Origin of the sequence: Gillisia sp. JM1, from assembly GCF_000424645.1 — a bacterium.
Taxonomy (GTDB): Bacteria; Bacteroidota; Bacteroidia; order Flavobacteriales; family Flavobacteriaceae; genus Gillisia.
On record NZ_KE384218.1, the window covers coordinates 354,385 to 378,943 of the forward strand.

A 24,559-nucleotide genomic window follows, 5' to 3' on the forward strand; every position below is an offset into this window, starting at 1 on the left:
TAGATGAATGATGCAAATATAGACAATATCTTAAATTGCAAAGAATCTCTGGCGCCCTATTGTAATTAAGCTTTAATATTTAGTGTAATTTTAAGTTTGTAATCTTGCTGAAGTCTATAATATTGGGCTTCGAGCCATTTCTCCTTAAGAACTGACACACTTGAAAATGGCCGGGTTTTTGTTATATTTGTTTTGTAAAAAACAACAAATTAAAAAGAAATGATAGGATATTATATAATTGCAGGACTCATATTTGCCGTGAGTTGGTATGTGAGCAACAAATTAAAAAGCAAATTTAAAAAGTACTCGAAGGTTCATCTTCAAAACGGGATGAGTGGAAAAGAGATCGCTGAAAAAATGCTTTCTGATAATGGAATAACCGATGTGAAAGTAATTTCTACTCCTGGAATGTTATCAGATCATTACAATCCCCAGAAAAAAACCGTCAATTTAAGTGAAGGCGTATATACGCAAAGAAATGCAGCGGCCGCAGCAGTTGCAGCTCACGAATGTGGACACGCGATACAGCACGCGCAGGCATATAGCTGGTTAGGAATGCGTAGCCAGCTTGTGCCAATTGTAAGTGTAGCGTCTAAACTTTCTACGTGGGTGATCATGGGCGGACTGGTGTTAATGGCAATGACTTCTTTAGGAAGTACTGTGTTGTTAATTGGAATCATTCTTTTTGGGATGGGAACCTTATTTAGTTTTGTAACCTTACCTGTAGAATACGATGCAAGTAAAAGAGCTTTGGTGTGGTTGGAAACAGAAAATATGTTAACCGCAGTAGAACACGATGCAGCAGAAGATTCTTTGAAATGGGCCGCTAGAACTTATGTAGTTGCGGCAATAGGTTCTTTAGCAACCTTGCTTTATTTTGTGAGTATTTACTTAGGAAGAGATTAAAATATTAGGATAGAATAAAATCCTGAATCATTCCAATAACTACAGGACTAGTCGAAATTTATAAATAAAAGGAGGCGTTGTAAATTACAACGCCTCCTTTTATTTTTGGATATTTCTGTTTTCTAACTAGATATTATAAAATTTCAAATGAAGCGTAGTATTCGAGATGTTTATAGGACCTTCGCCTTTGGTCTATCCTGAGCGCTAGTCAAAGGGCTCAGGGATACAAGTTCATTTGTATGATACTAATTCCTAGAACAAGGAACTATACTTTAATCTGTCTTTTTATTTGCTGATCCAGAGAAATAAAGGTTTCTGTTCTTGAAACGCCATCAATGGCTTGAATGTTCTTATTAAGGACTTTCATAAGATGCTCATTATCTCTGCAGAGGATTTTTAAAAATATAGACCAGTTCCCTGTTGTGTAATGGCATTCCAATACTTCCGGAATTTCACTTAATCTTTTTACAGCTTGAGGATTGCTCACCGCTTTATCCAAATAAACACCCACAAAGGCTAAAGTTTTATAACCTAAAACCCTTGGGTTGATCATGAGTTTCGAGCCTTCAATTAATCCAGCTTTTTCTAGTTTTCTCAATCTTTGATGGATTGCAGCACCACTTATGCCAATACTTCTGGCTATTTCTAGTATAGGCTTTCGCGCATCTTCCATAAGATAATTAAGGATGGTTTTATCAATACCATCAATAGTTACTTGGTCATCTACAAATTTCATTTGGTTATAGGTTGTTAAGTTTGGGGCTTAAAAATTACTGTTATTTTAATCAATTCCCTACTCCTCCAGACGGATTATAACCTAAATATTTATTTTCCTGCTCCTTAAATAAAATTCCATGAGATTCTAACTCCTCTAGTATAGGGGTGTAAACTTCTTTTGTGATTGGAACTTGAACCCCAGGAGTAGTTATCTTTTTATTTAAAATAGCTAAGGTTGCTATGGCAACTGGTAAGCCTACAGTTTTAGCCATCGCAGTTCGGGTTTGATCTTCCCCAATTAGTACCATGGTAGAATCTATTTGCTTTTTCTCTCCATTAAGCTCATATCCAAATTTATGATACATCACGATCATATCCTTATCATCTTCTGCAAGTGTCCATTTATCTGATAATATTTTTTGAAGTGCTTGTGCTGGAGTGGCATTCTCTAATCCAATTTTCTTGTCTTTATTGAAAAGATCTAATTCTTCCAGCTTATTCCACATAATATCATCCTGGTCTATTTTAAGATTATGTCTAAGTTTTAGCTCTACAGTATTCGTTGGAGAATAAGGTAGAAATGAATTGATGAAATCCCTATAGCTCATATTCATAGTATCCTGCATAGTATAAGTGTCATCTGTTAAACCTAGCTGAACAAACATATTCCAAGCCTTACTAAAACCTACCCGTCTTATAGTTCCTCTATATAAAGTAAGAATATCTTCCAAGCCATAAATACTTCGGTAATCTAACGAGTTTCTATTGGCATATCCTTCAAATCTGCCATGACCTTCTATTTCTAAGAATTCTGTTCTTCGGAATAAGCGGTGGTAAGGGATATATTTATATTTTCCTTCCTGGATGAATTCAGCTACACCACCTTGACCTGCTACAACAACATTTCTTGGGTTCCAAGTAAATTTATAGTTCCAAAGATTTGTATCGCTTTCTGGAGCTACAAGTCCGCCGGTGAAAGATTCAAAGAGGATCATTTTTCCACCTTTTTCACGAATGTTGTCTATCACCTTCATGGCACTCATATGATCTATTCCAGGATCTACGCCAATCTCATTCATAAAGACCAATCCGTTTTCTTTGACTTCTTGATCTAAGGCTTTCATCTCCTTGCTCACATACGAAGCTGTAACAAGTGATTTTTTATATTTAATACAATCTTTAGCTGCCTCTATATGAAATCTTGCAGGCAACATAGAAATAACGATATCGGCATCTTTGATTGCTGATTCCCGACTTTCTTTATTAAAAACATCTAACACAATAGCCTTGCATCTTTCATGATTCTGGCTAAGTTTTTTTGCATTTTCTATATCTAGATCCCCAATGGTTAGGAATAAATTTTCGGTTTCAGATTTATCAAGTAAATAGGAAATTAATACCGAGGTAGACTTACCGGCACCAATTATTAATATTTGTCGCATATTAAATTTTCTTAATTAGTTTTGTAAAGTTAAAGGACGAATGTACTTAAATGTTTAGACTAATAAAATTATAGGATGGAGAGAAAATATTATATCGCAGGCTTTGTGTTTGGACTTTTAGGAATTGTAATTGGCGCCTTTGGAACTCACGGATTAAAACCAGTATTATCTCCAGACGCTTTTATTTCAATGGAAACAGGAATAAAATACCAGATCTATCATTCTTTATTATTACTAATATTAGGATTAATAATAACATCTGGGTATAAGCTTTGCAAAGGAATCTTTTATTTACTGATTTTTGGAGTGATTTTGTTTAGCGGATCTATTTATTTACTGGCGACAAATGATTTAACAAGCATTGATTTTAAAGTAATTGCCTTGGCTACCCCTTTGGGAGGCAGTTTATTAATTATAGGCTGGGCCTGGTTATTGGTTCATTTTATAAAGTTAAAAAAGAAATAAAGTAGAACCTTTTTATTAAGTATCAAAATAAGTTTCTTTACTTTTGCCAGCCTAAACAAACACACAACTTAAACTTTTATGTTGGCAAATAAGCAAATTACGAAATCGTTATCGTTAGAAAAATACGGAATTAATAAGGCTACTGCTCACTATCAACTATCTCCTGAAAAATTACACCAGATAACTTTGGATAACAACCAAGGGGTTGAGTCAGCGACTGGCGCTTTAGCCGTTAACACAGGAGAATTTACCGGAAGATCTCCTAAAGATCGCTTTTTGGTAAAAGATGAAGAGACCAAAGACAAAGTTTGGTGGGGAGATATCAATATTCCATTTGATACTGATAAATTTGATAAGCTATACGACAAGGTAGTAGATTACCTTTCAGAGAAAGAAATTTACGTTCGTGATTCTTATGCTTGTGCAGATGATAATTATCGTCTAAACATCCGTGTGATCAACGAATATCCTTGGTCTAATCTATTTGCTTATAACATGTTTTTAAGACCAGAGGAGTCTGAGCTTGAAAATTTTAAAGAAGACTGGATCGTAGTTAATGCTCCTGGTTTTAAAGCAGATCCTTCTGTAGATGGAACTCGTCAAGCAAACTTTTCTATTTTAAATTTTTCGAAGAAAATCGCCTTAATAGGTGGTAGTGGCTATACAGGAGAGATCAAAAAAGGAATTTTTTCAGCATTAAATTTTATACTTCCGGTACATAAAAATGCACTTCCTATGCATTGTTCAGCAAACATAGGAGAAGAAGGAGATACTGCTGTTTTCTTCGGACTTTCGGGAACTGGAAAAACAACTTTATCTGCAGATCCTAAACGTAAACTTATTGGAGACGATGAGCACGGATGGACTAATGAAAACACTATTTTCAATTTTGAAGGAGGATGTTACGCGAAAGTGATCAACCTTTCAGAAGAAAATGAACCAGACATATTTAATGCTATTAAGCCAGGAGCGATCTTGGAAAATGTGATATTGAATGATGATGGGAGTATAGATTTTGAAAATACTTCTATTACTCCAAACACCCGTGTGAGTTATCCTTTAGATCATATTAACAATATTGCAATGCCTTCAATAGGTGAAAATCCTAAGAACATATTCTTCTTAACTGCAGATGCCTTTGGGGTATTGCCTCCCATAAGCAAACTTACTCCTGCGCAAGCTGCATATCACTTTATGAGCGGATATACTGCAAAAGTAGCAGGAACGGAAGCTGGAGTAGATGAGCCACAACCAAACTTCTCTGCGTGTTTTGGAGCGCCTTTCATGCCATTACATCCTGCAGAATATGCTGAAATGTTAAGTAAGAAGATGAAAGATGCTAATGTTAATGTATGGTTGGTAAACACCGGTTGGACTGGTGGAGCATACGGTACAGGAAACAGAATGAAATTGAAATATACCAGAGCAATGATAGAAGCTGCTTTAGATGGTAAATTAGAAGAAGTAGAATTTACACAGCATCCTATATTTGGTCTTAATATGCCAGTAGAATGCGATAATGTTCCTAGTGGGATCTTGAATCCAAAAGAAACTTGGAGTGATAAAAAATCTTACGATGAGAAGGCAATGGAACTTGCTAATTCATTCAAAAATAACTTCAAAAAATATGAAGATAATTCTAATAAGGAGATCCTTTCTGGAGGACCCATTGTGTAGTTAATAGTATATAACAAGTCAGAAACCCGATAAATCCTAAGAGTTTATCGGGTTTTTTATTTATAGATTATAAGGCAAGTGCAATAGCGGGTAATTTGAAAAACAAAAGCCAGATAAATTTAAATTTATCTGGCTTTATTAGTTGTAAAAAAAACTAACTATTTCTTGTTAACTTCTTTTATATATTTCTGAAGCGCCATCGTCATAGATGGAGTTTCTGGAGTTGGTGCTTTTATATTACATACCAATCCATGTTCTTTTGCTGCCTTTATGGTGGTGTTTCCAAAAACGGCTATTTTTGTTTCTTTTTGTTCGAAATCTGGGAAGTTTTCAAACAGGGATTTTATTCCACTTGGGCTAAAGAACACAAGAATATCATAAGTGACATTTCTTAAATGTGAAAGATCACTTACCACTGTTTTATAAAACACTGCTTCTTTCCATTCTACACCTAATTTGTTAAGTATTTTAGGCACATCTGGTTTTAGCATGTCTGAAGCTGGCAAAAGAAATTTTTCGTTCTTATATTTTTTGATAAATGGAGATAATTCTGAGAATGTGCGTTTCCCAACATATATCTTTCGTTTTCTGTAGACTACATACTTTTGCAAATAATACGCGACAGCTTCACTTAAGCAGAAATATTTAAGTGTGTCTGGCACTTTATATCGCATTTCCTCGGCTATTCTAAAAAAGTGATCTACTGCATTTCTACTTGTTAGAATAATAGCAGTATAATTAGTAAGATCTATTTTTTGTTGCCTAATATCCTTGGAGTTAACTCCTTCAACGTGAATAAATGGTATGAAATCAATTTTTACTCGTTGCTTTTCTTCCAACTCAAAATAGGGTGAATTTTCTATTTTAGGCTCTGGTTGAGATATTAAAATTGTTTTCACTTTCATATAGTTGTAGTTATTTGAATTTTTAGTATTTAGTAATTAACTTATACAAAACAACATAGGGGGCGATTTCGAGTGCGCAAAGATACAAAATAAAATAGAACCAAAAGCGAGAGATTAATCTAAGGTTCTTTTTGACAATTGCATACAGGATATATAAAAGTGCGATAAGTATAAGCGCAATAATCAGATAGAAAAGAGGTAAACTCGGGATATCACTATATACCAGAAACAATGATAATCCAAAGATAATCAGAGATATAAAATTAAGATAGGTTTGTTTTTGAAAAATATAAGTATCCATAATTTCATCTATGTCAAAAACGTTAGCAATAATTTTTTCTACGGTAATCTTCAGTAAAGCAATAAAACTATAAGCTGTAATTATTCTCAATAATAAATTTCCAGAACTGTCTAAAGTTTGTGTTGTTAAAAGCCTAAATGTTAAAAAAACGAATAAAGAGACAATTAAAATATGTGCAGTGAGCATTAAAACGTTAAAACCAAATAGGAGTTTATACTCTTTAGATTTTATAATTAAGTATTTTCCTGATGCAGCTAGAGAGATGAAATCTTCGAACCGATTACTAAATAGAGTCTTGGCAACGGCTAATAACAATAGTACCAATAGAATAATAATGGTAAGTAGGTCGTTTGAGGTTATATATCGTTCTATTGCTTCCAATTATAAATTTTTACAAATGTATAATTATTAGCGGGAAAGATGAAAGTAAAATTAAACCTGAAAAGGACAAAAATGGTTACATTTGCCCAAAATTTCTAGCATGTCGAATGGGATAATTATTATACCCACCTTTAACGAAATTGAAAATATTGAACGCTTGATTAGGAACATATTTTCCTTGCAGCGTAAATTTCATATCTTGGTGGTAGATGATAATTCTCCAGACCAGACTGCTGCTAAGGTAAAAGAACTTCAGGCAGAGTATTTTGGTTCGTTATTTATAGAGGAACGAAAAGGGAAGTTGGGTTTAGGGACAGCATATATTCACGGTTTTAGATGGGCATTAGCTCATAAATATGAATATGTTTTTGAAATGGATGCCGATTTTTCTCATAATCCTAATGATCTTATCCGGTTGTACAATACTTGTGAGAAAAACGGGGCCGATCTGGCTATTGGTTCCAGATATGTAACAGGAGTAAATGTGATTAACTGGCCTATGAGTAGAGTGTTGCTTTCGTGGCTTGCTTCAAAATATGTTCGATTTGTCACAGGAATGGATATTCATGATACAACTGCAGGTTTTGTTTGTTATAAGAGAACGGTTTTAGAAAATATAAACTTAGATAAGATACGGTTTGTGGGTTATGCATTTCAGATAGAGATGAAATTTAAAGCATATCTACAAAAGTTCGACATTAAAGAAATTCCGGTAATTTTTACCGACAGAACAAAGGGAAGTTCTAAAATGAGTGGAGGGATTATTTCTGAAGCAGTTTTTGGAGTAATTAATATGAAATTAAAAAGTCTTTTTAATAAGACATCAAAATAATGAAGAAGGTTTTAATCAAAAACGCACGAATTGTCAATGAAGGGACAATTATGGAGGGAGATGTATTTATCGAAAATGGAATTATTGTTGAAATAGCCGATAGTATAAGTGCAAAATCTCCAGACCTAACGATGATCGATGCGGAAGGGAATTATCTTATTCCTGGAATAATAGACGATCAGGTGCATTTTAGGGAACCAGGTTTAACTCATAAAGATACTATAGAAACAGGTTCTCGTGCCGCTATTGCGGGAGGGATCACTTCTTTTATAGAAATGCCAAATACCAATCCGCAGACCACAACTATAGAAAAATTGCAGGAGAAATTTGATTTGGCAAAGAATTCCTCTTATGCCAACTACTCTTTTATGTTTGGTGGTACCAATGATAATCTGGATGAAATTTTAAAGGTAGATCCTAAAACTACCGCTGCCCTAAAATTATTCTTAGGTTCTTCTACAGGGGATATGTTGGTAGATGATGCAAAAGTTTTGGAGCAGATCTTTTTGAAATCTCCTTTAATGATCGCGGTGCATTGTGAAGATGAAGCTACTATTCAGAAGAATTTAGCTGAATGTGTTGAACGTTATGGGGATGATATTCCTATTGAATTACATTCAAAAATCCGAAGTGAAGAAGCATGTTATATATCCTCTTCAAGAGCGGTTGCGCTAGCAAAAAAGACCGGAGCAAGATTGCATGTTTTTCATATTTCTACGGAAAAGGAATTAAAATTATTCGACAATAAATTGCCTTTAAAAGATAAGAAGATCACTGCTGAGGTTTGTGTACATCACCTGTGGTTCAACGATTCAGATTATCAAAAGAAAGGAACTTTTATAAAATGGAATCCTGCAATTAAAACCAAGAAAGATCAAGATGCTTTGTTGAAAGCATTGTTAGATGGACGTATAGATGTAATTGCTACAGATCATGCACCTCATACAAAAGAGGAAAAGAAAAACGTGTACACTAAAGCTCCTAGCGGAGGTCCTTTGGTACAACATGCGCTTCCTGCAATGTTACAAATGCATCACCAGGAAAAGATAAGTCTTGAGCAGATTGTAGAAAAAATGTGCCATAATCCTGCGATTCTATTTCAAATTGAAAAACGAGGATTCATTAGAGTGGGTTACAAAGCAGATCTTGTTCTAATAGATCTTAATGCTCCATGGGCTGTACAGCCAAGTAATACAGTCTACAAATGTGGTTGGTCTCCGTTTGATGGAGTTACTTTTAAATCTAGAGTTACACATACCTTTGTAAATGGCCAATTGGTTTATAAAAACTTCAAATTCATGCCTTTTACTCAGGTGGCAGAGCAGTTAACATTCGATAGATAATAAATTGTATGAGATTTTTAAAGGTATTTATAATTGCTTGTTTCTTGAGTTCTTGCCAAAATATAGAGGAGGTCAAGAAGCCCGATAATTTAATATCTGAAGATAAGATGGTAGATGTTCTTACAGAATTGTCCTTATTAAATTCTGCGAAGAACAAAAATAAACGAACTCTTGAAGAAACAGGTCTTCAGCCGGACACTTATTTATACTCAAAATATAAGATAGACAGTTTGCAATTGGCAGAAAGCACGACTTATTATGCTAAAAAGTATGATAAATTCGATGGCATCTACCAGAAAGTGAAGCAAAACCTGGAAGTGATGAAGGCGAAGTTTGAAGTGATTCGTGACGAAGAACAACGAATTGAAGATTCTATAAGAGCATTGGATACCAAGGACACCTTGGATATAGACAGCCTTAAGATTCCAAAAGCTATTTTAATTGATAGTCTTGGTTCGAAACCTCAAAGTAAAAATATCTCTAATTAATTTTTTTTCTTCTTAATACATAGATGTCGAGTTTCACAAGGTTGTTGATGGAAGTTGATTAAGATCAGATTGTAAACTTAGGATTTTATTTTTAAATTCATTGGGTGTTGTTTTAAATAATTCAGGTTCTATTTTGTACCATTTTTCAACTGCTTGAAAAGGAGTTTTCACATTAAGTTCTTTTCTCAAAGAACCATGCCTCCTGTACAAATTATAGTAGCACAGGAACTCCATCATATCCTTCCCCATCTGCTGTTTGTTTTGATATTTTATTTTTAGGATGGTATTGTTTTTAATCGTTCCGTTGGCTCTTTCCACCATACCGTTCGTTTTTGGTGTTGCTGGTTTTGTAAGCCTATGTTCAATGTTGTTCTTCATGCATTTCACATCCATTTTAGAAGGCTTGTCACAAAGTTTTCCTTTTTTGGACATAATAAGCCTGTTGGTGAATTCAAGTCCATTGTCGGTTAAGATATGACTGATATGGACCGGAAAGAAATCCAGGCATTTGTCCATGAAATCTTCTGTGCTCTCAGCCTTTTTGTTTTCATAGACCTCATAGAACATAGTCCTGGTGGCCCTATCTATTGCCACAAATAAATAATATGACTGCCCCTCGAATTTGGGCAAATAGGTTACATCTATGTGTAGGTACCCTGGTTTGTAGGCTTTGAATTTTTTGGCAATATCCCTCTTTTCCTGAGGTACTTTATTGATGTTTTCCTTCACAAAACAACGGTAGACAGAACTTCTTGAAATTGCCGGGTTACCCTCCAACAAAGATTCCCAGACCTCATCAATGGGTAGCCACGTGGAACTCCTCAAACTTATGGCAAGCGCTTTTTCCAAATCGGTCAAAGCATATATAATGTTATGGGGCGCACAGGAAACATCTTGGACGAAATCCCTGTTTTTCCATTTTGAAATAGTTTGTTTGGAAACGTTGAACCTTGATGCCAATTCGGAATTTGTAGCAGAATTGGTTTGAATTTGGGTACGAATATTTATATTCGTAGTGGCATTGAAATGATAGATTTGTTGCATAATTATTTTTATTTGTGGTAAAACAAAAATAATCAACTTTTTTATCTGACCCTTTCGGGGTTTTCTTTTTCGGCTACGCCTTCAAAGAAAACCCCGAAAGGGATGAAATGCCATCAACATTGTAGTGAAACTTTACACATAGAAACTATCATAAACAGAAAATGGACGTTATTCTATCCCGAAACTTCGGGAGATTTAGCATCTCAGAATATAGTGAGAAAACCCTGAAATAAATTACCATTGACGTAATTCCAAAGTTACTCCAAATAAGCGACCCTGAACTCCCGAAGTATCGGGATAGGTTGACGATACTGGTTTTAACTTTCGTCATGCTGAACTCGTTTCAGCATCTTTCATACGTCAAAAACCTACGCTAGATAATTTTTTATCACAGGTCTCAGGATGACGCGATATTATCTTTTTCTTTTCTAAATAACACTCCTGTTTCCATTACCACACTTTTTACTGGAGTAAAAGAAAAACTTGTTTTCTCCCTAATTTTTTCATTGCTATAATAAGAATGTTCAAAAAGGGACCTATAATCGTTTCTTGAAAGTTCTTTCTTTGCTCCCCATAATATATTGGCAATACTTTGATAGATCCAACCAATAAAGACCATCCAAGGTTTTAAAGGGGTATGTGGTCCTTTTTTCTGAAGGCTCTCCGCAACCCACTCCAAGATGGTTTTAAAACTCAAGTTTTCTGACACAACTATATATTGTTCATTTTCTATGGAAGAATCCATTAGAAGTATAGATGCTTTAGATACATCTTGCACCCCGACAAAACCTGTTGTCTTCGGGAAATGAAACTTTAAACCTTCATCTATTTTTTTGAATAACTGCCCACTGCCAGAATCCCAAAATCCAGGCCCAATGATTACTCCGGGATTTACAATTACTGCTGAAAGACCTTCCTGAGTGCCTCTCCAAACTTCAATTTCAGCTCCATGTTTCGAAATGGCATAATCGCTATGTGCTTTTTCGGGATGCCAAGTAAAATTTTCAGAAATGTATTCATCTCCCAAAGCGATATCCATAGTAGCTATAGAGCTGATATGGCAAAGTTTTTTAACCTTGAATATTATACAAGAGTTTACAATATTGGCAGTTCCTTCAATATTTGTAGCCCTAAGGTTTTCGGCGTTTTTAGCATCAAAAGATACTATTGCAGCGCAGTGATATACATAATCAATATCCGTGAATACTTCATTGAGAGAAGGGATGTCTAAGATATCTGCTTGAACCCAATCTATAGAATCGAATAAAAATGCGGTTTCTTTAGCTGAAACATAATATAAAAACACCTTTTTCACCTCAGAAAGTTTGCCTTCTGATCTATAGATCGCCCTAACTTTTTTTCCAGATCTAACTAAATCTAAAAGTAAATGTGAGCCCACTAGTCCTGTGCCTCCTGTAACTAATATCATAAGGTAAATATAGCTATTTCAACTTAGGAAAAATGGCAGTTATTGGTATCTTTACCGCTGTTTTCTATTAGATATTAGAGTTCATTAGTAAACCAATGAATTTAGAATAGGACAAAAACAAAGAAGTTTGAAGCATTAATATTGAAAATAAGATACCTATGAATTTTGTTAAGGAAATTACCTGGAGAGGCATGATGCACGATGTGATGCCTGGAACTGAAGAGCACTTAATGGAAGAAATGCGTGCTGCTTATATTGGTTTCGACCCTACTGCAGACTCCTTGCATATTGGAAATTTGGTGCCTATTATGCTCTTAGCACATTTTCAGCGCAGTGGTCATAAGCCGGTGGCATTAGTAGGTGGAGCAACGGGGATGATTGGAGATCCTTCAGGAAAATCTAGCGAAAGAAATCTTTTAGATGAAGCTACTTTAAGACATAATCAGGAATGTGTACGAAAACAACTTTCTCAATTTCTGGATTTTTCTTCAGGAGAAAAGAATGATGCTATTCTTGTGAATAACTACGATTGGATGAAAGAATTTTCTTTTCTGGATTTTATAAGAGACGTTGGTAAGCATATTACGGTAAACTATATGATGTCTAAGGATTCTGTGAAAAATAGAATTTCTGGAGAAGATACCGAAGGAATGTCTTTTACTGAATTTACCTATCAGTTAGTGCAGGGATATGACTTTGTTCATTTATATAGAAATCAAGCTTGTACCTTACAAATGGGAGGAAGTGACCAGTGGGGAAATATCACTACCGGGACAGAGCTTATTAGAAGAATTGGGAATGGGAAAGGTTATGCACTTACCTGTCCTTTAATCACCAAAAGTGATGGTAGTAAGTTCGGGAAGAGTGAAGGCGGTAATATTTGGTTGGATCCAAATAGAACCTCTCCTTATAAATTCTACCAGTATTGGTTAAATACCAGTGATGAGGATGCCGAAAAATATATTAAGATCTTTACGTTTTTAGATCAAAAAACTATTGAAGAACTTATTACAGAACATGGAAAAGAGCCGCATTTAAGGTTGCTTCAAAAACGTTTAGCTGAAGAGGTTACAATAACTGTACATGGAAAAGAAGATTTTGAGAATGCAGTGAAAGCTTCTAATGTGCTCTTCGGAAAAAGTACTGCAAGTGATTTTAGAAGTTTAAATGAAGCTACATTTTTAGATATTTTTGAAGGAGTTCCTCAGGCAGAAATTGAGCGTGCAGATGTTGATGCTGGTTTAGATATGATTGCTGCTTTAGCCGCAAAAACAGGATTTTTAAATTCTAATGGAGAGGCAAGAAGAGCTTTAAAAGAAAACTCGATCTCTGTGAATAAAGAAAGAGTAGGGGAGGATTATCTAATTTCTGAATCGGATCTTATAAATAACAAATTTGTTATTCTAAATAAAGGGAAAAGAAACACCTATATTTTAAGAGTGGTATAATGCAAAAGCCCCTAAACATTATACTGTTTAAGGGCTTTGCAACTAACTAACCAATCTAATATGAAAAAACTCATATAGCTTATTGTAAACAAAAACCTAACCAAAAATTATGTTTACAAGTATTAGTTCGAAAAAAAACTAGTTCATTACAGTTTTATAAAAAAATTTTTTGATTTTTTCGGCAAGATTGAAGATAAGTGTGTGTGCTAAAGCACCATTAAATTACAGCCGCGAATATCACTGTTATCAAACCTACCCATAATTTCTATAGAATTTTTTTCGCTCTTTTTTCCAAGATCTTGAGTGGCGATAAAAGAGCAGGAATTTATATTGGCAAGGTCTATTACATTAATTCCGCCGGTACTATTATTTTGGAGGTAGGACTGTGCATCTTCCGGATCCCGAATTAAGATCTTCATCCAAGGTGGGCAATCAAAAACTCCATTTCCTGACGAATATGCTTGAGATAACAACTCGGTCATTCCGTATTCGCTATGGATGGCAGCTACCCCAAAACCTTTTTTAAGGATACTATGCAGTTCTTCCCGGATCATCTCTTTACGTCTCCCTTTCATGCCGCCAGTTTCCATAACTATGGTATTCTTCAGTTTAAACTGAAAGTCTTCTACAAGATCTAATAAGGCAAAGGACACACCAATAAGTAAGACTTTTTGGCCCTTGCTATCCAAAGAGATTAATGTCTCTTTTAATTCAGAAAGATTATTAAGGTAGAATCCGCTATCTGGATGCTTACTTTTTTCAATTAACTGCTGCGCCATGTAAATTAAAGAAGAACCATCCCGTTCCAGATAAGAAGGTAAGAGCGCTAGGATAACGTAATCTTCGATTTTTCCATAAAACTGTTTAAAACCCAGATTAAAACTATGTTCGTAAATAGCAAGATCTGTTACGTGATGTTTGCTGGTTTTACTACCGTTAGTGCCACTGCTTGTGAATATTTTCTGAATATTTTCTTCAGAAGATAATATAGTATGAGACTTAAAAAGATCTATTGGTAAAAAGGGAATGTTTTCAATCTTATTTATCTGCTTCGGATCTTTTTTTAATAAATCCGAAAACTTTCGGTATACCGAATTGTTAGCATATTGAAATCTGAAAATTTCTAGTGCAGCTTCATTGAAATCTTGTTCAGAAGAAATAGAAAAAATCTTTTCAGGATTCATTTATGTGTTTTGAAGAAAATGAAAGTAAAGGTAGAAATAAAAAAAGCTTCTAAGAATAGAAGCTTTTTATTTATGTGTTTTAAAATTACCTGACCACCAATTTTCTGGTAGCTTGAGTAGTTCCTTCTTTAATTTTTAAGATATATATTCCAGGAGTAAGTTCTGAAACATCTAATTCTTTACCTGTAATTCGGGCGTTTAGAATTTTTTTACCTAATACATTATAAATTTCTACTTCTTTAGTTTGATTTTTATTGGAGGTAATATACACTTTACTACCAACCACAGGGTTAGGGTAAATAGAGAGACCTTCTATTGGTTTTTCTGTAGCAAACGCAGGAATCGCTGTGTTTTGAGCTATAGCCCGAGGGGTGAACAGCAGAAAACTAACCAATAATAAACTTAAGATGTAGAATTTTTTCATATTTGTTACGTTGGTAATTGTAAATCTACAATAAATAATTCAAAAATGATACCATTAATTCATGCTTAAAGATATAATTAATTATTATTATTTTACTCCTAAAACAAAATAGATGAGGTAGTTACACCTCATCTATTTTTCAACTCCAATGCTAACCTTAACTAATAAAGGGTATACCAAATTGAAATTTAATTTTATAATCTTGCATTTCTCCAAGACCAACCAGAAACATCTACTTTAGTTCCTGCATTATAAGTGCCTGTTAAACTAGCATTTGCTCCATCCACCTTTATGTTAGCTACCGGTCCAATATCTTTCATGTCCAGATTAGTTTGGTAACCCTCTAAATAAATGTTGTTGATAGTTGCCCCAGATTCTTTCTTAAACTGTAGAGCTGTCCCTCCAGTTGTGGAGATCGCAGTGAAGTTAACAAGCTTCGGATTCTTGTTCAACCCATCTGCTTCTAAGGCGGTAGAAAATCCTGAAACAGTATGAGAAACGTAAGTATTTGTTACCGTTCCATTCCAGCCTTCTGTCCAGTCTAGAGCATCATCTTCGTTATTTTCTAAGTAAATGTTGGTTGCAGAAACAGTTCCTCCAAAGAACTCTACTCCATCATCTGCTCCATTTATTACAGCTATATTTTCTATAACTGTTCCCGATCCAACCGAGTAAAATGAAACTCCATTATATTGAGATTCAGCATTAATTTGCGCTCCAGTTCCAAGGATCACTAAGTTTTTAATACTTCCAGAACTGTCTGCATCTTCATTACCTCCGTATACAAATCCGCCAACTTCTGCGGTTGCATTTACACCCTCTGTAGTAGTTGCTTTTCCAACTAGGGTTAATCCGCCCCAATCTCCTGGTTGTGCATCTTCAGAAGAAATCACCACTGGGTTAGTCGGAGTTCCCTGAATATCTATTTCCCCACCTTGTAGAACGGCAATGTATACACCTGTTCCTCCATTTCTAGCACTGATTTTTGTTCCTGCTGGGATGGTTAATTTTCCTCCATCTTTCACGATCAAGGAAGAAGTTAGCTCATAAGATACAGATGCATTTAAACTAAGTTCACCCTCAACAATACCTTGTAATACTGTAGCTTCAACTGACCCTCTATTATTTATCCAGTTAAAAAGAGCAATATCTACGCTTGCAACATCTGTATAAGATTTTCCCGGATCGGCTACCACATCTTCAATAAGAATATTTGCAATTGGCCCATTATCTTTCATGTCTATAGATGTATCGTATCCTGTTAATGACAATCCAGAAATAGTAGCTCCAGATTCTTTTTTGAACTGTAATGCAGTTCCACCTTTAGAAGACACGGCCGTTAAGTTGATAATCTTAGGATTGTTGTTTAAACCATCTGCCTCTACAGCTGTAGAAAAACCAGCTTTAGTATGTAATACGTATGCGTTGGTAACAGTTCCGTTCCAGCCTTCTGTCCAGTCGATAGCATCATCTTCATTATTTTCTAAATAGATGTTCTTAATAGAAACAGTTCCTCCAAAAAACTCAACTCCATCATCTGCTCCATTAATTAAAGCGATGTTCTCTATGGTAGTTCCAGAACCAACAGAATATAAAGTTAATCCGTTGTATTGAGAATTTGCCTGTATCTGTGCCCCGGCTCCTTCAATGATCATGTATCTAATAGACCCTGAATCATCCTGATCGTTATTTCCTCCGTAGATAAATCCACCAACTTCAGCAGTTGCATTTACACCTTCAGTAGTTTTAGCATCTCCTAAGATCACCAAACCTCCCCATTCTCCTGGACTTGAATTTTCAGAGGACATTCTCACAGGGTTGCTTTGAGTTCCCTGAACATCAATTTGTGCTCCTTTTTTTACTACGATATACACTTCCTGACCAACACTCGCAGTGATATTTGTTCCAGCAGGTATCGTTAATTTAACCCCTGGTTCTACACTAAATGAACCTGTTAATTGGTAAGATACATTTGGGTCTAAAGTTAAATTAGAAGTTAATGTTCCATTTAGATTATTGTCTATTGGTGTTACCGGTGTTTCACCTTGTTCTCCGTTGTCGAAAAAGCCATCATCACTACTACAACTTCCCAAGAAAAGAGAAGAAAGAAGTGTTACTAATACTGCAATACTTTTAAAGCTTGTTTTCATTTTTTTAGATTTTAAAATTGGTTTATTCGTAGTTTTCATTATTTAAAAATTATAATTTAAGCCTAGGCTTATTGTTGCCCCACGTGTGTAAGATCTCACGGTCTCTGTGGATTCTATTCCAGTGGTGCTTGGTCTAACATTTTGGGTTCTTTTTATTTCGGGGTTTAATAAGTTTTTTCCTGATAGTTGGACTCCCCAGTGTTTGCCAAAATCTTTACTTATTACAGTATTTAGCGTTACAAATCCCTTTTCTATAATAGCATCGTTGTAAAAAGTTTCACTTTGAGTCTGGATTTCTGGTGCGCCTAAAGCAAAGATCTTGTCTGAAGCATAATTGGCAGTTACAGTAGCCAAAAATGGGTTTGGAGAATTTGTTGAAAAATTAAGCGAACCATTAAAGATCCAATCAGAAGCTCCTTGAAGATCTGTTTCTGTTAAACCTTTATATCTAAAGGTTTTTAGAAAGACTCCTTGAGCATCTCTTAGTTCTTTTAAGTCCTGAGAGTGCCACATTCTTGAAGCATTCAAGTTGAGATCTAAATTGATCCCTGATTCGTCTTCTGCTTTAATCAGGTTTAGTTTGGTTTCAATTTCCAATCCGTATATTTCAGCTTTTTCAGCAGAATTGAAGAAAGAGAAAACTCCCGCAGAACCTCGATCTTGGACTTTATTTATAGGGTCTTCTATTTTTTTGAAAAATCCAGTAAGTGACACTAGCTGATTTGCAGTTGGAAAGAATTCCCATTTAACATCAAAATTATAATTGGTAGAGGCTTCTAAATCGGGGTTTCCACGAGTTACTTGCCCAACTGGAGACACATACTCGAAAGGTGCTATTTCTTTAAATTCAGGTAAGGTGATGGTTTTACTAGCTGCAACTCTAAAATTATTGCGCTCATTGGCAGCATATTTTAAGTTGATGCTTGGATAAAAATTGTTGTAAGATTTGTCTGAAACACCAAACCTTCCCGGGATGTTTCCAACATCATATTTTACATTTAGATCATCTTTTTGATAACGCAGCCCAAGATTAAAATTGAATTTATTTAAATTGTAGTTTGCAGAAACAAAGCCTGCAGTAGATTCCAATGTTGCCAAATACCTGTCTGGAGCGAGAATATTTAAAGTAAGTAAACCGTTCTGAAGATTTTCTGGAGTAAAGACTCTAGATAAGTTGTTTATAGACGTTGGATTAAGTGTATTTATAGTGCTTTCCTCTAAGCCCAAAAATTGAGATCCAAAATCACGTTCTTTATTTCTATAATTAGCACCGAAGCTCAGTCTCAAACTTTTTTCTTCAGAATCTATTAATGTTAATTCATCTTTGATAAGTCCATTGAATTCCTGGTCATTGATTATTTGAGCAGATTTTCTTTGTTGAAACCCACCGGTTCTCCCCAGTTGTACAAAGCCATCTCTAAAATTAACTTCATTCCGAATTCTGTTTGGTTCATCTGCATCTACAGTATTATAACCAATGGCCCAATCCAATTCGTTTTTTTTATTTAGTTGATGATTCCCTGTTAGCTGATTCACCCATAATTGGGTTTGTTTGATATTTTGATCTCTAATAAACTGAGAGAGATCTTCTACTGGTTCGGTTTCTTCAAAAATGGTAGCTTCTCCATTTCTTCCACCTTCAAAAACTTCATCGGTTAATTTATTGATGAAAAGGCTGGTAAATTTAACTTCGTTATTCTCATTGAAATTATAAGAGGAACTAAGTAAGCCGGTAGTATTGATAGATTTCGAAAACGTTTCAACATCTGTAATAGAGTCATTTATAAAATTTGCTCTAAATTCTCTAAACTCTCCTTGTCTATGTTCAAAAGAAATATCCTGTGAACCAGTAAATAATACTTTAAGCTTTTCACCAAATTTCTTCCCTGCAGTTAAGGTGTATTTATAATCAAGAGGAAGTTCTGCCTGTTGCGTATTCCAGGTTTGTTGTGTTAATGCTTCCCGTGTTCTAAGGTCTCTGGAATAAAATCCAAAAGTCACATTTTCTGAATTTGGTGATGTTTTGAAATTATCTCCAACGCCATTTCTTATAGCATTGGTGTTAAAACCTACTTTTACGCCAGCTGCTAATTCCTGGGTCCCAAGTAGTTCCCTAGTGCTAATATCTATAGTTCCCGAAGCTTGATCTGCCGAATTTTGAGCCGAATATGTTTTGCTAATGCTCACATTTTGTAAAATGTTGGTAGAATACAATTCCAGATCTATATTCTTGCGCTCTACATCGTCTGATGGGACTGGCAAACCGTTCATGGTGGTGTTTAAATAACGATCTCCAAGGCCTCGCACAAAAATATCTCCTGAAGCCTCACTACTGCTCACTCCAGAAATCTTTGTAGTAGCAGTAGCAGCATCAGAAACTCCCATTTTGGCTAATTCTTGGGCACCTATACTTTCTTTAATCTCTATTGCCTTTTTTTGTTCAATTAAAAGAGCAACTTGAGAATCTCTTCTTGCAACGGTTTTAATAACTACTTCATCTAGAGAAGCAGCATTAGATCCTAATGCAGTGTTTATTACTGTAACTTTTCCGGCAACCACTGTTACATTGGGAACTTCCAAAGTTTCGTATCCCACGAAACTAAAAATCACGGTATAAGTCCCTGCGGTTAAATTTTCAATTGCATATAATCCATCAATATCTGTAGTAGTACCTGTAGAAGTGCCTTTAATAATGACATTTGCAAAAGGCAGTGTTTCGCCGCTTATTTCCTTATCCATAAGCTTGCCCGCAATGGTACCTTTAGTATTTTCCTGAGCGTAAGAAATGCTTATAAAAAATAGCGTTAATAGTAAAAAAATCTTCTTCATTATTTTGTTTTTTATCGACAGGACAAATTAACGATGAGAACTCTTGAAGTAGCTTAACTTAACTTTACGCTTAGGTTAATTGGGACTATTCTAATGTTATGAAATGGTTTCGGGATCTAGAGGTTCTTGGAGATTGGTAATAATGAGATAACAAGTTTTCTTTATTTTCTATGGTTGACGCCCTTTTCGGGGATTACAAAGGATCTTCTGTGTTAAGTAAGTGTTACCAAGTATAGAGGCTTTAAGATACTTCAGTATTAATTTTATCTTTACATAGATTTATTTGCAATAAATTAATCTGATTTATATGAAGAAAAAGAATATTACAATCCTTTTGGTCGATGATGAGCCAGATATCCTAGAAATAGTAGGTTATAATCTTTCTGCGGAAGGCTATAATGTTATAACTGCCGAAGATGGGAAAGAAGCAATAAAAATTGCGAAGAAGAAAAAGCCGCAACTTATTATTCTAGATGTAATGATGCCAGAAATGGATGGGATTGAAACCTGTGAACAAATAAGAAAGATCCCAGAATTGGAAGATACCATGATCACTTTTTTTACTGCAAGGGGAGAAGATTACTCTCAAATGGCAGGATTTGATGCCGGAGCGGACGATTACATAACCAAACCAATTAAGCCGAAGGTTTTGGTTAGTAAAGTAAATGCTTTGTTAAGAAGGTTTCGTGAGAATGAAACTGCTTCTAACATAGTTCAAGTTGGAAATTTAATCATCAACAGGGACGAGTATAAAATCATCAATAACGATGAGGAAATTATATTGCCAAGAAAAGAATTTGAGTTACTTTCACTACTAGCATCTAAGCCTGGGAAAGTCTTCAAAAGAGAAGAGATCCTAGATAGTGTTTGGGGGAATGAAGTAGTTGTTGGAGGTAGAACCATAGATGTCCACATCAGGAAACTGAGAGAGAAAATTGGGGATGACAGTTTTAAGACTGTAAAAGGAGTAGGTTATAAGTTTGTTATTTAATGGCTAAAAATTTCAGAAAATCATATAAATTTTCACTTAAGACTTCGTTATTTATTTCAGTGTTTCTAACCTTAGTCGTGAGTATATTTTCATTATTAACTTCAGGGTTCCAGCTTTTTCCGGTAATTGGTTTTTTTCTTGTTAGTTATTTGATTTCTTTTATAATAATCCAATATAGGGTAGAGCATTTTATTTACAAGAGAATTAAGAATATTTACGATAATGTTACACTTTTGGATGCCAGCACTTTAAATCCAAGTCAGATCACCACAGATATGGCAACGCTTACCAAAGAAGTAGAAAGATTTGCCAAAGGTAAAAAGTTAGAGATTGAAACTTTACAGGTTAGAGAGACCTATAGAAAAGAGTTTATGGGCAATGTTTCTCATGAACTTAAAACTCCGCTATTTACTGTTCAAGGCTACATTCTTACTTTGCTGGATGGCGCGATGAAGGATAAAGCAGTGCGCAAAAAATATCTTCAAAGGGCAAGTAAAGGAGTAGAACGGCTCGTTTATATTGTGAAGGATCTGGATATGATCACAAAATTAGAAGCCGGTGACCTTCATTTAAATAAGGAGAATTTTGATGTTGTTGAATTAATCCAGAATGTCTTTGATCTTTTAGAGATGAAAGCTGCTAAAAAGAACATCTCTCTTGCCTTCGATTTACTCTATAAGGAGCCTATAATGGTAAATGCCGATATGGATAGAATGCAGCAAGTAATCTCTAATTTGGTTGTGAACTCTATTAAATATGGCAAAAAGGGAGGGACTACCGAAATTAGTATCGAGAACCTAATTAAGAACAAAGTGATAATTAGGGTTTCAGACAATGGAGAAGGAATAGAGAAAGCTAATATTCCACGTCTTTTCGAACGTTTTTTCAGAGTAGATAAAAGTGGATCGCGAAAAGAAGGCGGTTCAGGCTTGGGTCTTTCTATAGTAAAGCATATTCTGGAAGCACATAATGAGAAGGTCTATGTAGAAAGTGTGTATGGGGTAGGTAGTGAGTTCTCATTCACTCTGGAAAAGAGCAAAAACAGAACTAAAACTGGTCGTAAGAAAATCAAATCTTAATCCTTTAGTGTTTTTTAGATTTTCTAATTTCTTAAGAGAGAACTTATTTTGAGTACAACTTCCAACTAAAGTATTTTCAGAAAGTTTTTTTGCTAAGTATTCCTGTTCTGGTTGTCCTGGAGTGGGAATTAAAAATGCTTTTTTCTCCAGTTTTGCAATATCCATAATGCTTGTATAGCCAGATCGGCAAATTATATGTTCGCTACTATTTAATGCTTCTTCCAATTCTTTTCCAAGCAGATAGTTATAAATCCTAATATTCCCAATTGTTTCAGTTTTTGATTCCTTTTCCAATACTCCTCTAATAAATAAAATAGGAGAAGAATGATCTTTGAATTCCTTAAGTAGTAACTTTTCTAAAATTCCTCGCTGAGGTTCGGGCCCGGATAGTACGATGGCATATTTGTATTTAATAGGAAGTTGCAGTTTCGAAAACCTGCTTAATGGGCCAATATATTTTACTGGAAATGGTGTTTTAACTAAATGGCCCATTTCACCGCTTAAATTAGGCGTGTTTCCAAAATCTGGCACCCAGCATTCTGTGAATTTTGAAATCAATTTTTGCTGAAGTTTACTGCTGAAAAAGGTTGAAGAACCAGAAAGCACCTTCAACTGATGAGTTATAAATACAGAAGGAATTTTTTTGTGTCTCACTCCCCATCTGTTGTCAGATATTATTCCGGAGATATTTTGAGCGCTAACAAGTTTTCGGGTGGCTTCTTTTTCCTTCTTAATTGCAGCTATTATTTTTGGAGTTTGAAGGAGTAGCTTCCACTTAAAAAAAACTTCCTTCTTTGAATAACTGATATTATATTCTGGTAAAGCATAATATTCTAAATCTGGAAATTCCTTCTGAAGTAATTTTAGTGCAGCTCCATCTGAGGCGATTACGGGCTCAAAATTTTGACGAATTAGTTCGTTGATTATTGGGATGCATCTAGTGGCATGGCCTAAACCCCAATTTAAGGGAGCAACTAAAATTTGTTTTTTTTGCATGATCAAATATAAGTAACCCAATAATTAAAGAGTTGTAAATTAAATTTATTATCGATTTTTATAAGATATAAGAAATAACATATTTATTTGTCATCCCGACGTGTGGAGGGATCTCTTTTGAACCTTAATCCTATTTCATTGAGATTCTTCAATCCGCTACACTGCTTTCAGAATGACAAGTGAAAGTAATTGTAAGGCTGAGACCCGTGTTAAAAAAATTATCTAGCGTATGATATTGACGTATGATGGTTCTCAGCAGATTTATTGTTTTAAGAACTTCTTTTTTGCAGTGTAGTGCTTCCCCAGCGTAAAATTTTCGAAGCCTAGGAGAAAATTTAGCTGGGGAAGTACGGTTCCAATTATGCGGGAGCATAATTGGAAACACCTACAAAAAAGTGTCCTTTTTTTGGTTCGTTTTTTTGGACAGATAAAAAAATGAACAATCTTAAAATTAAACAAATCATTACCGACTAAAAGGAGTGTTTTCCAAAATCTTGAAATCACCTCAATGATAACAAAAAGCGTATTAAAAACTTGCAAAGAATTAGGCGCTTCAATTATCTATAAATCAGTAACTTATATAATAAGTCAATGGTAGACCCGTGATAAAAAAATTATCGAGCGTAGTAAATTGACGTATGAAAGATGCTGAACCGATTTCAGTATGAAGGCAGTTAAAACAGTATCGTAACCCTGTCACGATACTTCGGGAGTTCAGGGTCTCTTATTCGGAGTAACTTTGAAAATACGTCAATGGTAGCATGTCGAAACCTCTTAGGTTTTATATCATATTTCGGCAAGCTTAGTCTCAACGTCTTGTCATCCTGACGATAGGAGGGATCTCTTTCGAACCTTAATCCTACTTTATTGAGATTCTTCAATCCGCTACGCTGCTTTCAGAATGACAAGTGAAAGTAATTGTCAGGCTGAGGTCGAAGCCTATAAGGTATTATATCATACTTCGGCAAGCTAAGTCTCAACGTATTGTCATCCCGCAGTGAGGAGGGATCTCTTTTGAACCTTAATCCTATTTCATTGAGATTCTTCAATCCGCTACGCTACTTTCAGCCTGACAAGTGAAAGTAATTGTCAGGCTGAGGTCTAAGCCTCTTAGGTATTTTATCATATTTCGGTAAGCTTAGTCTCAACGTATTGTCATCCCAACGTGTGGGGGGATATCTTTTAAACCTTGATCCTATTTCATTGAGATTCTTCAATCCGCTACGCTACTTTCAGAATGACAAGTGAAAGTAATTGTAAGGCTGAGGTCGAAGCCTTTTAGGTATTATATCATACTTCGGTAAGCTAAGTCTCAACGTATTGTCATCCCGACGTGAGGAGGGATCTCTTTTGAACCTTAATCCTATTTTATTGAGATTCTTCAATCCGCTACGCTACTTTCAGAATGACAAGTGAAAGTAATTGTAAGGCTGAGGTCGAAGCCTCTAAGATATTATATCATACTTCGGCAAGCTAAGTCTCAACGTATTGTCATCCCGACGTGAGGAGGGATCTCTTTTGAACCTTA

General features: G+C 35.1%; 20 protein-coding genes. 9 read left to right on the forward strand and 11 right to left on the reverse strand.

Features of this window, described 5'->3' with window-relative positions:
• Positions 1 to 219 precede the first annotated feature (219 nt).
• A complete protein-coding gene (locus tag H033_RS0104875; RefSeq protein ID WP_026837286.1) occupies positions 220 to 906 on the forward strand; it encodes a zinc metallopeptidase in 687 nt (228 codons plus the stop codon).
• Between the two features lie 265 nt (positions 907 to 1,171).
• Here the strand turns inward: H033_RS0104875 and H033_RS0104880 are convergent, their stop codons facing one another.
• Entirely contained in the window at positions 1,172 to 1,642 is a 471-nt protein-coding gene (locus tag H033_RS0104880) for an Lrp/AsnC ligand binding domain-containing protein (protein ID WP_026837287.1), read from the reverse strand.
• Positions 1,643 to 1,691: 49 nt separating this feature from the next.
• Complete coding sequence (locus tag H033_RS0104885; RefSeq protein ID WP_026837288.1) at positions 1,692 to 3,065, reverse strand: saccharopine dehydrogenase family protein; 1,374 nt, start codon at positions 3,063 to 3,065, stop codon at positions 1,692 to 1,694.
• A gap of 75 nt (positions 3,066 to 3,140) precedes the next feature.
• Here H033_RS0104885 and H033_RS0104890 point away from each other — a divergent pair, with 75 nt between their 5' ends.
• Both H033_RS0104890 and pckA read left to right on the forward strand, forming a co-directional pair.
• Positions 3,141 to 3,530, forward strand: a complete 390-nt coding sequence (locus tag H033_RS0104890) for a DUF423 domain-containing protein (RefSeq protein ID WP_026837289.1) — start codon at positions 3,141 to 3,143, stop codon at positions 3,528 to 3,530.
• 78 nt (positions 3,531 to 3,608) lie between these two features.
• The gene (gene pckA, locus H033_RS0104895; RefSeq protein ID WP_026837290.1) at positions 3,609 to 5,207 is read left to right on the forward strand and encodes a phosphoenolpyruvate carboxykinase (ATP); all 1,599 of its coding nucleotides are present in this window, start codon (positions 3,609 to 3,611) and stop codon (positions 5,205 to 5,207) included.
• A 158-nt stretch (positions 5,208 to 5,365) separates the two neighbouring features.
• Here pckA and H033_RS0104900 read toward each other — a convergent pair whose 3' ends face one another.
• Positions 5,366 to 6,112: a uroporphyrinogen-III synthase gene (locus H033_RS0104900; protein WP_026837291.1), complete on the reverse strand. Its 747-nt coding sequence runs from the start codon at positions 6,110 to 6,112 to the stop codon at positions 5,366 to 5,368.
• 22 nt (positions 6,113 to 6,134) lie between these two features.
• A complete protein-coding gene (locus H033_RS0104905; RefSeq protein ID WP_026837292.1) occupies positions 6,135 to 6,794 on the reverse strand; it encodes a DUF4271 domain-containing protein in 660 nt (219 codons plus the stop codon).
• Between the two features lie 100 nt (positions 6,795 to 6,894).
• On the opposite strand from H033_RS0104905, the gene H033_RS0104910 reads away from it, so the two are divergent.
• Genes H033_RS0104910 through H033_RS0104920 form a run of 3 tightly spaced genes read left to right on the forward strand, consistent with a single transcriptional unit; the run spans position 6,895 to position 9,457 of the window.
• Positions 6,895 to 7,626: a polyprenol monophosphomannose synthase gene (locus tag H033_RS0104910; protein ID WP_026837293.1), complete on the forward strand. Its 732-nt coding sequence runs from the start codon at positions 6,895 to 6,897 to the stop codon at positions 7,624 to 7,626.
• Positions 7,626 to 8,969: a dihydroorotase gene (locus tag H033_RS0104915; protein WP_026837294.1), complete on the forward strand. Its 1,344-nt coding sequence runs from the start codon at positions 7,626 to 7,628 to the stop codon at positions 8,967 to 8,969. The genes H033_RS0104910 and H033_RS0104915 overlap by 1 nt, the downstream gene beginning before the upstream one ends.
• A gap of 8 nt (positions 8,970 to 8,977) precedes the next feature.
• Entirely contained in the window at positions 8,978 to 9,457 is a 480-nt protein-coding gene (locus H033_RS0104920; RefSeq protein WP_026837295.1) for a DUF4296 domain-containing protein, read from the forward strand.
• A gap of 33 nt (positions 9,458 to 9,490) precedes the next feature.
• Here H033_RS0104920 and H033_RS0104925 read toward each other — a convergent pair whose 3' ends face one another.
• Positions 9,491 to 10,501, reverse strand: coding sequence for a DDE-type integrase/transposase/recombinase (locus H033_RS0104925; RefSeq protein ID WP_026836997.1), 1,011 nt, complete (start codon positions 10,499 to 10,501; stop codon positions 9,491 to 9,493).
• 397 nt (positions 10,502 to 10,898) lie between these two features.
• On the reverse strand, positions 10,899 to 11,930 hold the full coding sequence (locus tag H033_RS0104930; protein WP_026837296.1) for an NAD-dependent epimerase/dehydratase family protein: 1,032 nt from the start codon (positions 11,928 to 11,930) through the stop codon (positions 10,899 to 10,901).
• Between the two features lie 158 nt (positions 11,931 to 12,088).
• Between H033_RS0104930 and tyrS the strand changes: the two genes are divergently transcribed.
• A complete protein-coding gene (tyrS, locus tag H033_RS0104935) occupies positions 12,089 to 13,378 on the forward strand; it encodes a tyrosine--tRNA ligase (protein ID WP_034886107.1) in 1,290 nt (429 codons plus the stop codon).
• Between the two features lie 206 nt (positions 13,379 to 13,584).
• On the opposite strand, the gene H033_RS0104940 is transcribed toward tyrS, so the two are convergent.
• The 4 genes from H033_RS0104940 to H033_RS0104955 form a co-directional block, all read right to left on the reverse strand.
• Positions 13,585 to 14,562 (reverse strand): acyltransferase, encoded by a 978-nt coding sequence (locus H033_RS0104940; protein ID WP_026837298.1) that lies wholly within the window; start codon positions 14,560 to 14,562, stop codon positions 13,585 to 13,587.
• A gap of 85 nt (positions 14,563 to 14,647) precedes the next feature.
• Positions 14,648 to 14,986 (reverse strand): T9SS type A sorting domain-containing protein, encoded by a 339-nt coding sequence (locus H033_RS0104945; protein ID WP_026837299.1) that lies wholly within the window; start codon positions 14,984 to 14,986, stop codon positions 14,648 to 14,650.
• A gap of 194 nt (positions 14,987 to 15,180) precedes the next feature.
• Positions 15,181 to 17,136, reverse strand: coding sequence for a hypothetical protein (locus tag H033_RS0104950; RefSeq protein ID WP_026837300.1), 1,956 nt, complete (start codon positions 17,134 to 17,136; stop codon positions 15,181 to 15,183).
• A gap of 42 nt (positions 17,137 to 17,178) precedes the next feature.
• Positions 17,179 to 19,965 (reverse strand): TonB-dependent receptor, encoded by a 2,787-nt coding sequence (locus H033_RS0104955; protein WP_026837301.1) that lies wholly within the window; start codon positions 19,963 to 19,965, stop codon positions 17,179 to 17,181.
• Between the two features lie 307 nt (positions 19,966 to 20,272).
• Between H033_RS0104955 and H033_RS0104960 the strand changes: the two genes are divergently transcribed.
• Entirely contained in the window at positions 20,273 to 20,956 is a 684-nt protein-coding gene (locus tag H033_RS0104960; RefSeq protein WP_026837302.1) for a response regulator transcription factor, read from the forward strand.
• A complete protein-coding gene (locus H033_RS0104965) occupies positions 20,956 to 22,035 on the forward strand; it encodes a sensor histidine kinase (RefSeq protein WP_026837303.1) in 1,080 nt (359 codons plus the stop codon). Before H033_RS0104960 ends, H033_RS0104965 begins: the two co-directional genes overlap by 1 nt.
• Here the strand turns inward: H033_RS0104965 and H033_RS0104970 are convergent.
• A complete protein-coding gene (locus H033_RS0104970; RefSeq protein ID WP_034886109.1) occupies positions 21,973 to 23,031 on the reverse strand; it encodes a glycosyltransferase in 1,059 nt (352 codons plus the stop codon). The two genes, H033_RS0104965 and H033_RS0104970, sit on opposite strands and share 63 nt — an antisense overlap.
• Between the last annotated feature and the right edge of the window lie 1,528 nt (positions 23,032 to 24,559).

What these genes read in the sequence shown, in the direction of transcription:
- H033_RS0104875 (WP_026837286.1), top strand. Translation starts at nt 220, where the DNA reads ATGATAGGATATTATATAATTGCAGGACTCATATTTGCCGTGAGTTGG.
- H033_RS0104880 (WP_026837287.1), bottom strand. Translation starts at nt 1,642, where the DNA reads ATGAAATTTGTAGATGACCAAGTAACTATTGATGGTATTGATAAAACC.
- H033_RS0104885 (WP_026837288.1), bottom strand. Translation starts at nt 3,065, where the DNA reads ATGCGACAAATATTAATAATTGGTGCCGGTAAGTCTACCTCGGTATTA.
- H033_RS0104890 (WP_026837289.1), top strand. Translation starts at nt 3,141, where the DNA reads ATGGAGAGAAAATATTATATCGCAGGCTTTGTGTTTGGACTTTTAGGA.
- pckA (WP_026837290.1), top strand. Translation starts at nt 3,609, where the DNA reads ATGTTGGCAAATAAGCAAATTACGAAATCGTTATCGTTAGAAAAATAC.
- H033_RS0104900 (WP_026837291.1), bottom strand. Translation starts at nt 6,112, where the DNA reads ATGAAAGTGAAAACAATTTTAATATCTCAACCAGAGCCTAAAATAGAA.
- H033_RS0104910 (WP_026837293.1), top strand. Translation starts at nt 6,895, where the DNA reads ATGTCGAATGGGATAATTATTATACCCACCTTTAACGAAATTGAAAAT.
- H033_RS0104915 (WP_026837294.1), top strand. Translation starts at nt 7,626, where the DNA reads ATGAAGAAGGTTTTAATCAAAAACGCACGAATTGTCAATGAAGGGACA.
- H033_RS0104920 (WP_026837295.1), top strand. Translation starts at nt 8,978, where the DNA reads ATGAGATTTTTAAAGGTATTTATAATTGCTTGTTTCTTGAGTTCTTGC.
- H033_RS0104925 (WP_026836997.1), bottom strand. Translation starts at nt 10,501, where the DNA reads ATGCAACAAATCTATCATTTCAATGCCACTACGAATATAAATATTCGT.
- H033_RS0104930 (WP_026837296.1), bottom strand. Translation starts at nt 11,930, where the DNA reads ATGATATTAGTTACAGGAGGCACAGGACTAGTGGGCTCACATTTACTT.
- tyrS (WP_034886107.1), top strand. Translation starts at nt 12,089, where the DNA reads ATGAATTTTGTTAAGGAAATTACCTGGAGAGGCATGATGCACGATGTG.
- H033_RS0104940 (WP_026837298.1), bottom strand. Translation starts at nt 14,562, where the DNA reads ATGAATCCTGAAAAGATTTTTTCTATTTCTTCTGAACAAGATTTCAAT.
- H033_RS0104945 (WP_026837299.1), bottom strand. Translation starts at nt 14,986, where the DNA reads ATGAAAAAATTCTACATCTTAAGTTTATTATTGGTTAGTTTTCTGCTG.
- H033_RS0104950 (WP_026837300.1), bottom strand. Translation starts at nt 17,136, where the DNA reads ATGAAAACAAGCTTTAAAAGTATTGCAGTATTAGTAACACTTCTTTCT.
- H033_RS0104955 (WP_026837301.1), bottom strand. Translation starts at nt 19,965, where the DNA reads ATGAAGAAGATTTTTTTACTATTAACGCTATTTTTTATAAGCATTTCT.
- H033_RS0104960 (WP_026837302.1), top strand. Translation starts at nt 20,273, where the DNA reads ATGAAGAAAAAGAATATTACAATCCTTTTGGTCGATGATGAGCCAGAT.
- H033_RS0104965 (WP_026837303.1), top strand. Translation starts at nt 20,956, where the DNA reads ATGGCTAAAAATTTCAGAAAATCATATAAATTTTCACTTAAGACTTCG.
- H033_RS0104970 (WP_034886109.1), bottom strand. Translation starts at nt 23,031, where the DNA reads ATGCAAAAAAAACAAATTTTAGTTGCTCCCTTAAATTGGGGTTTAGGC.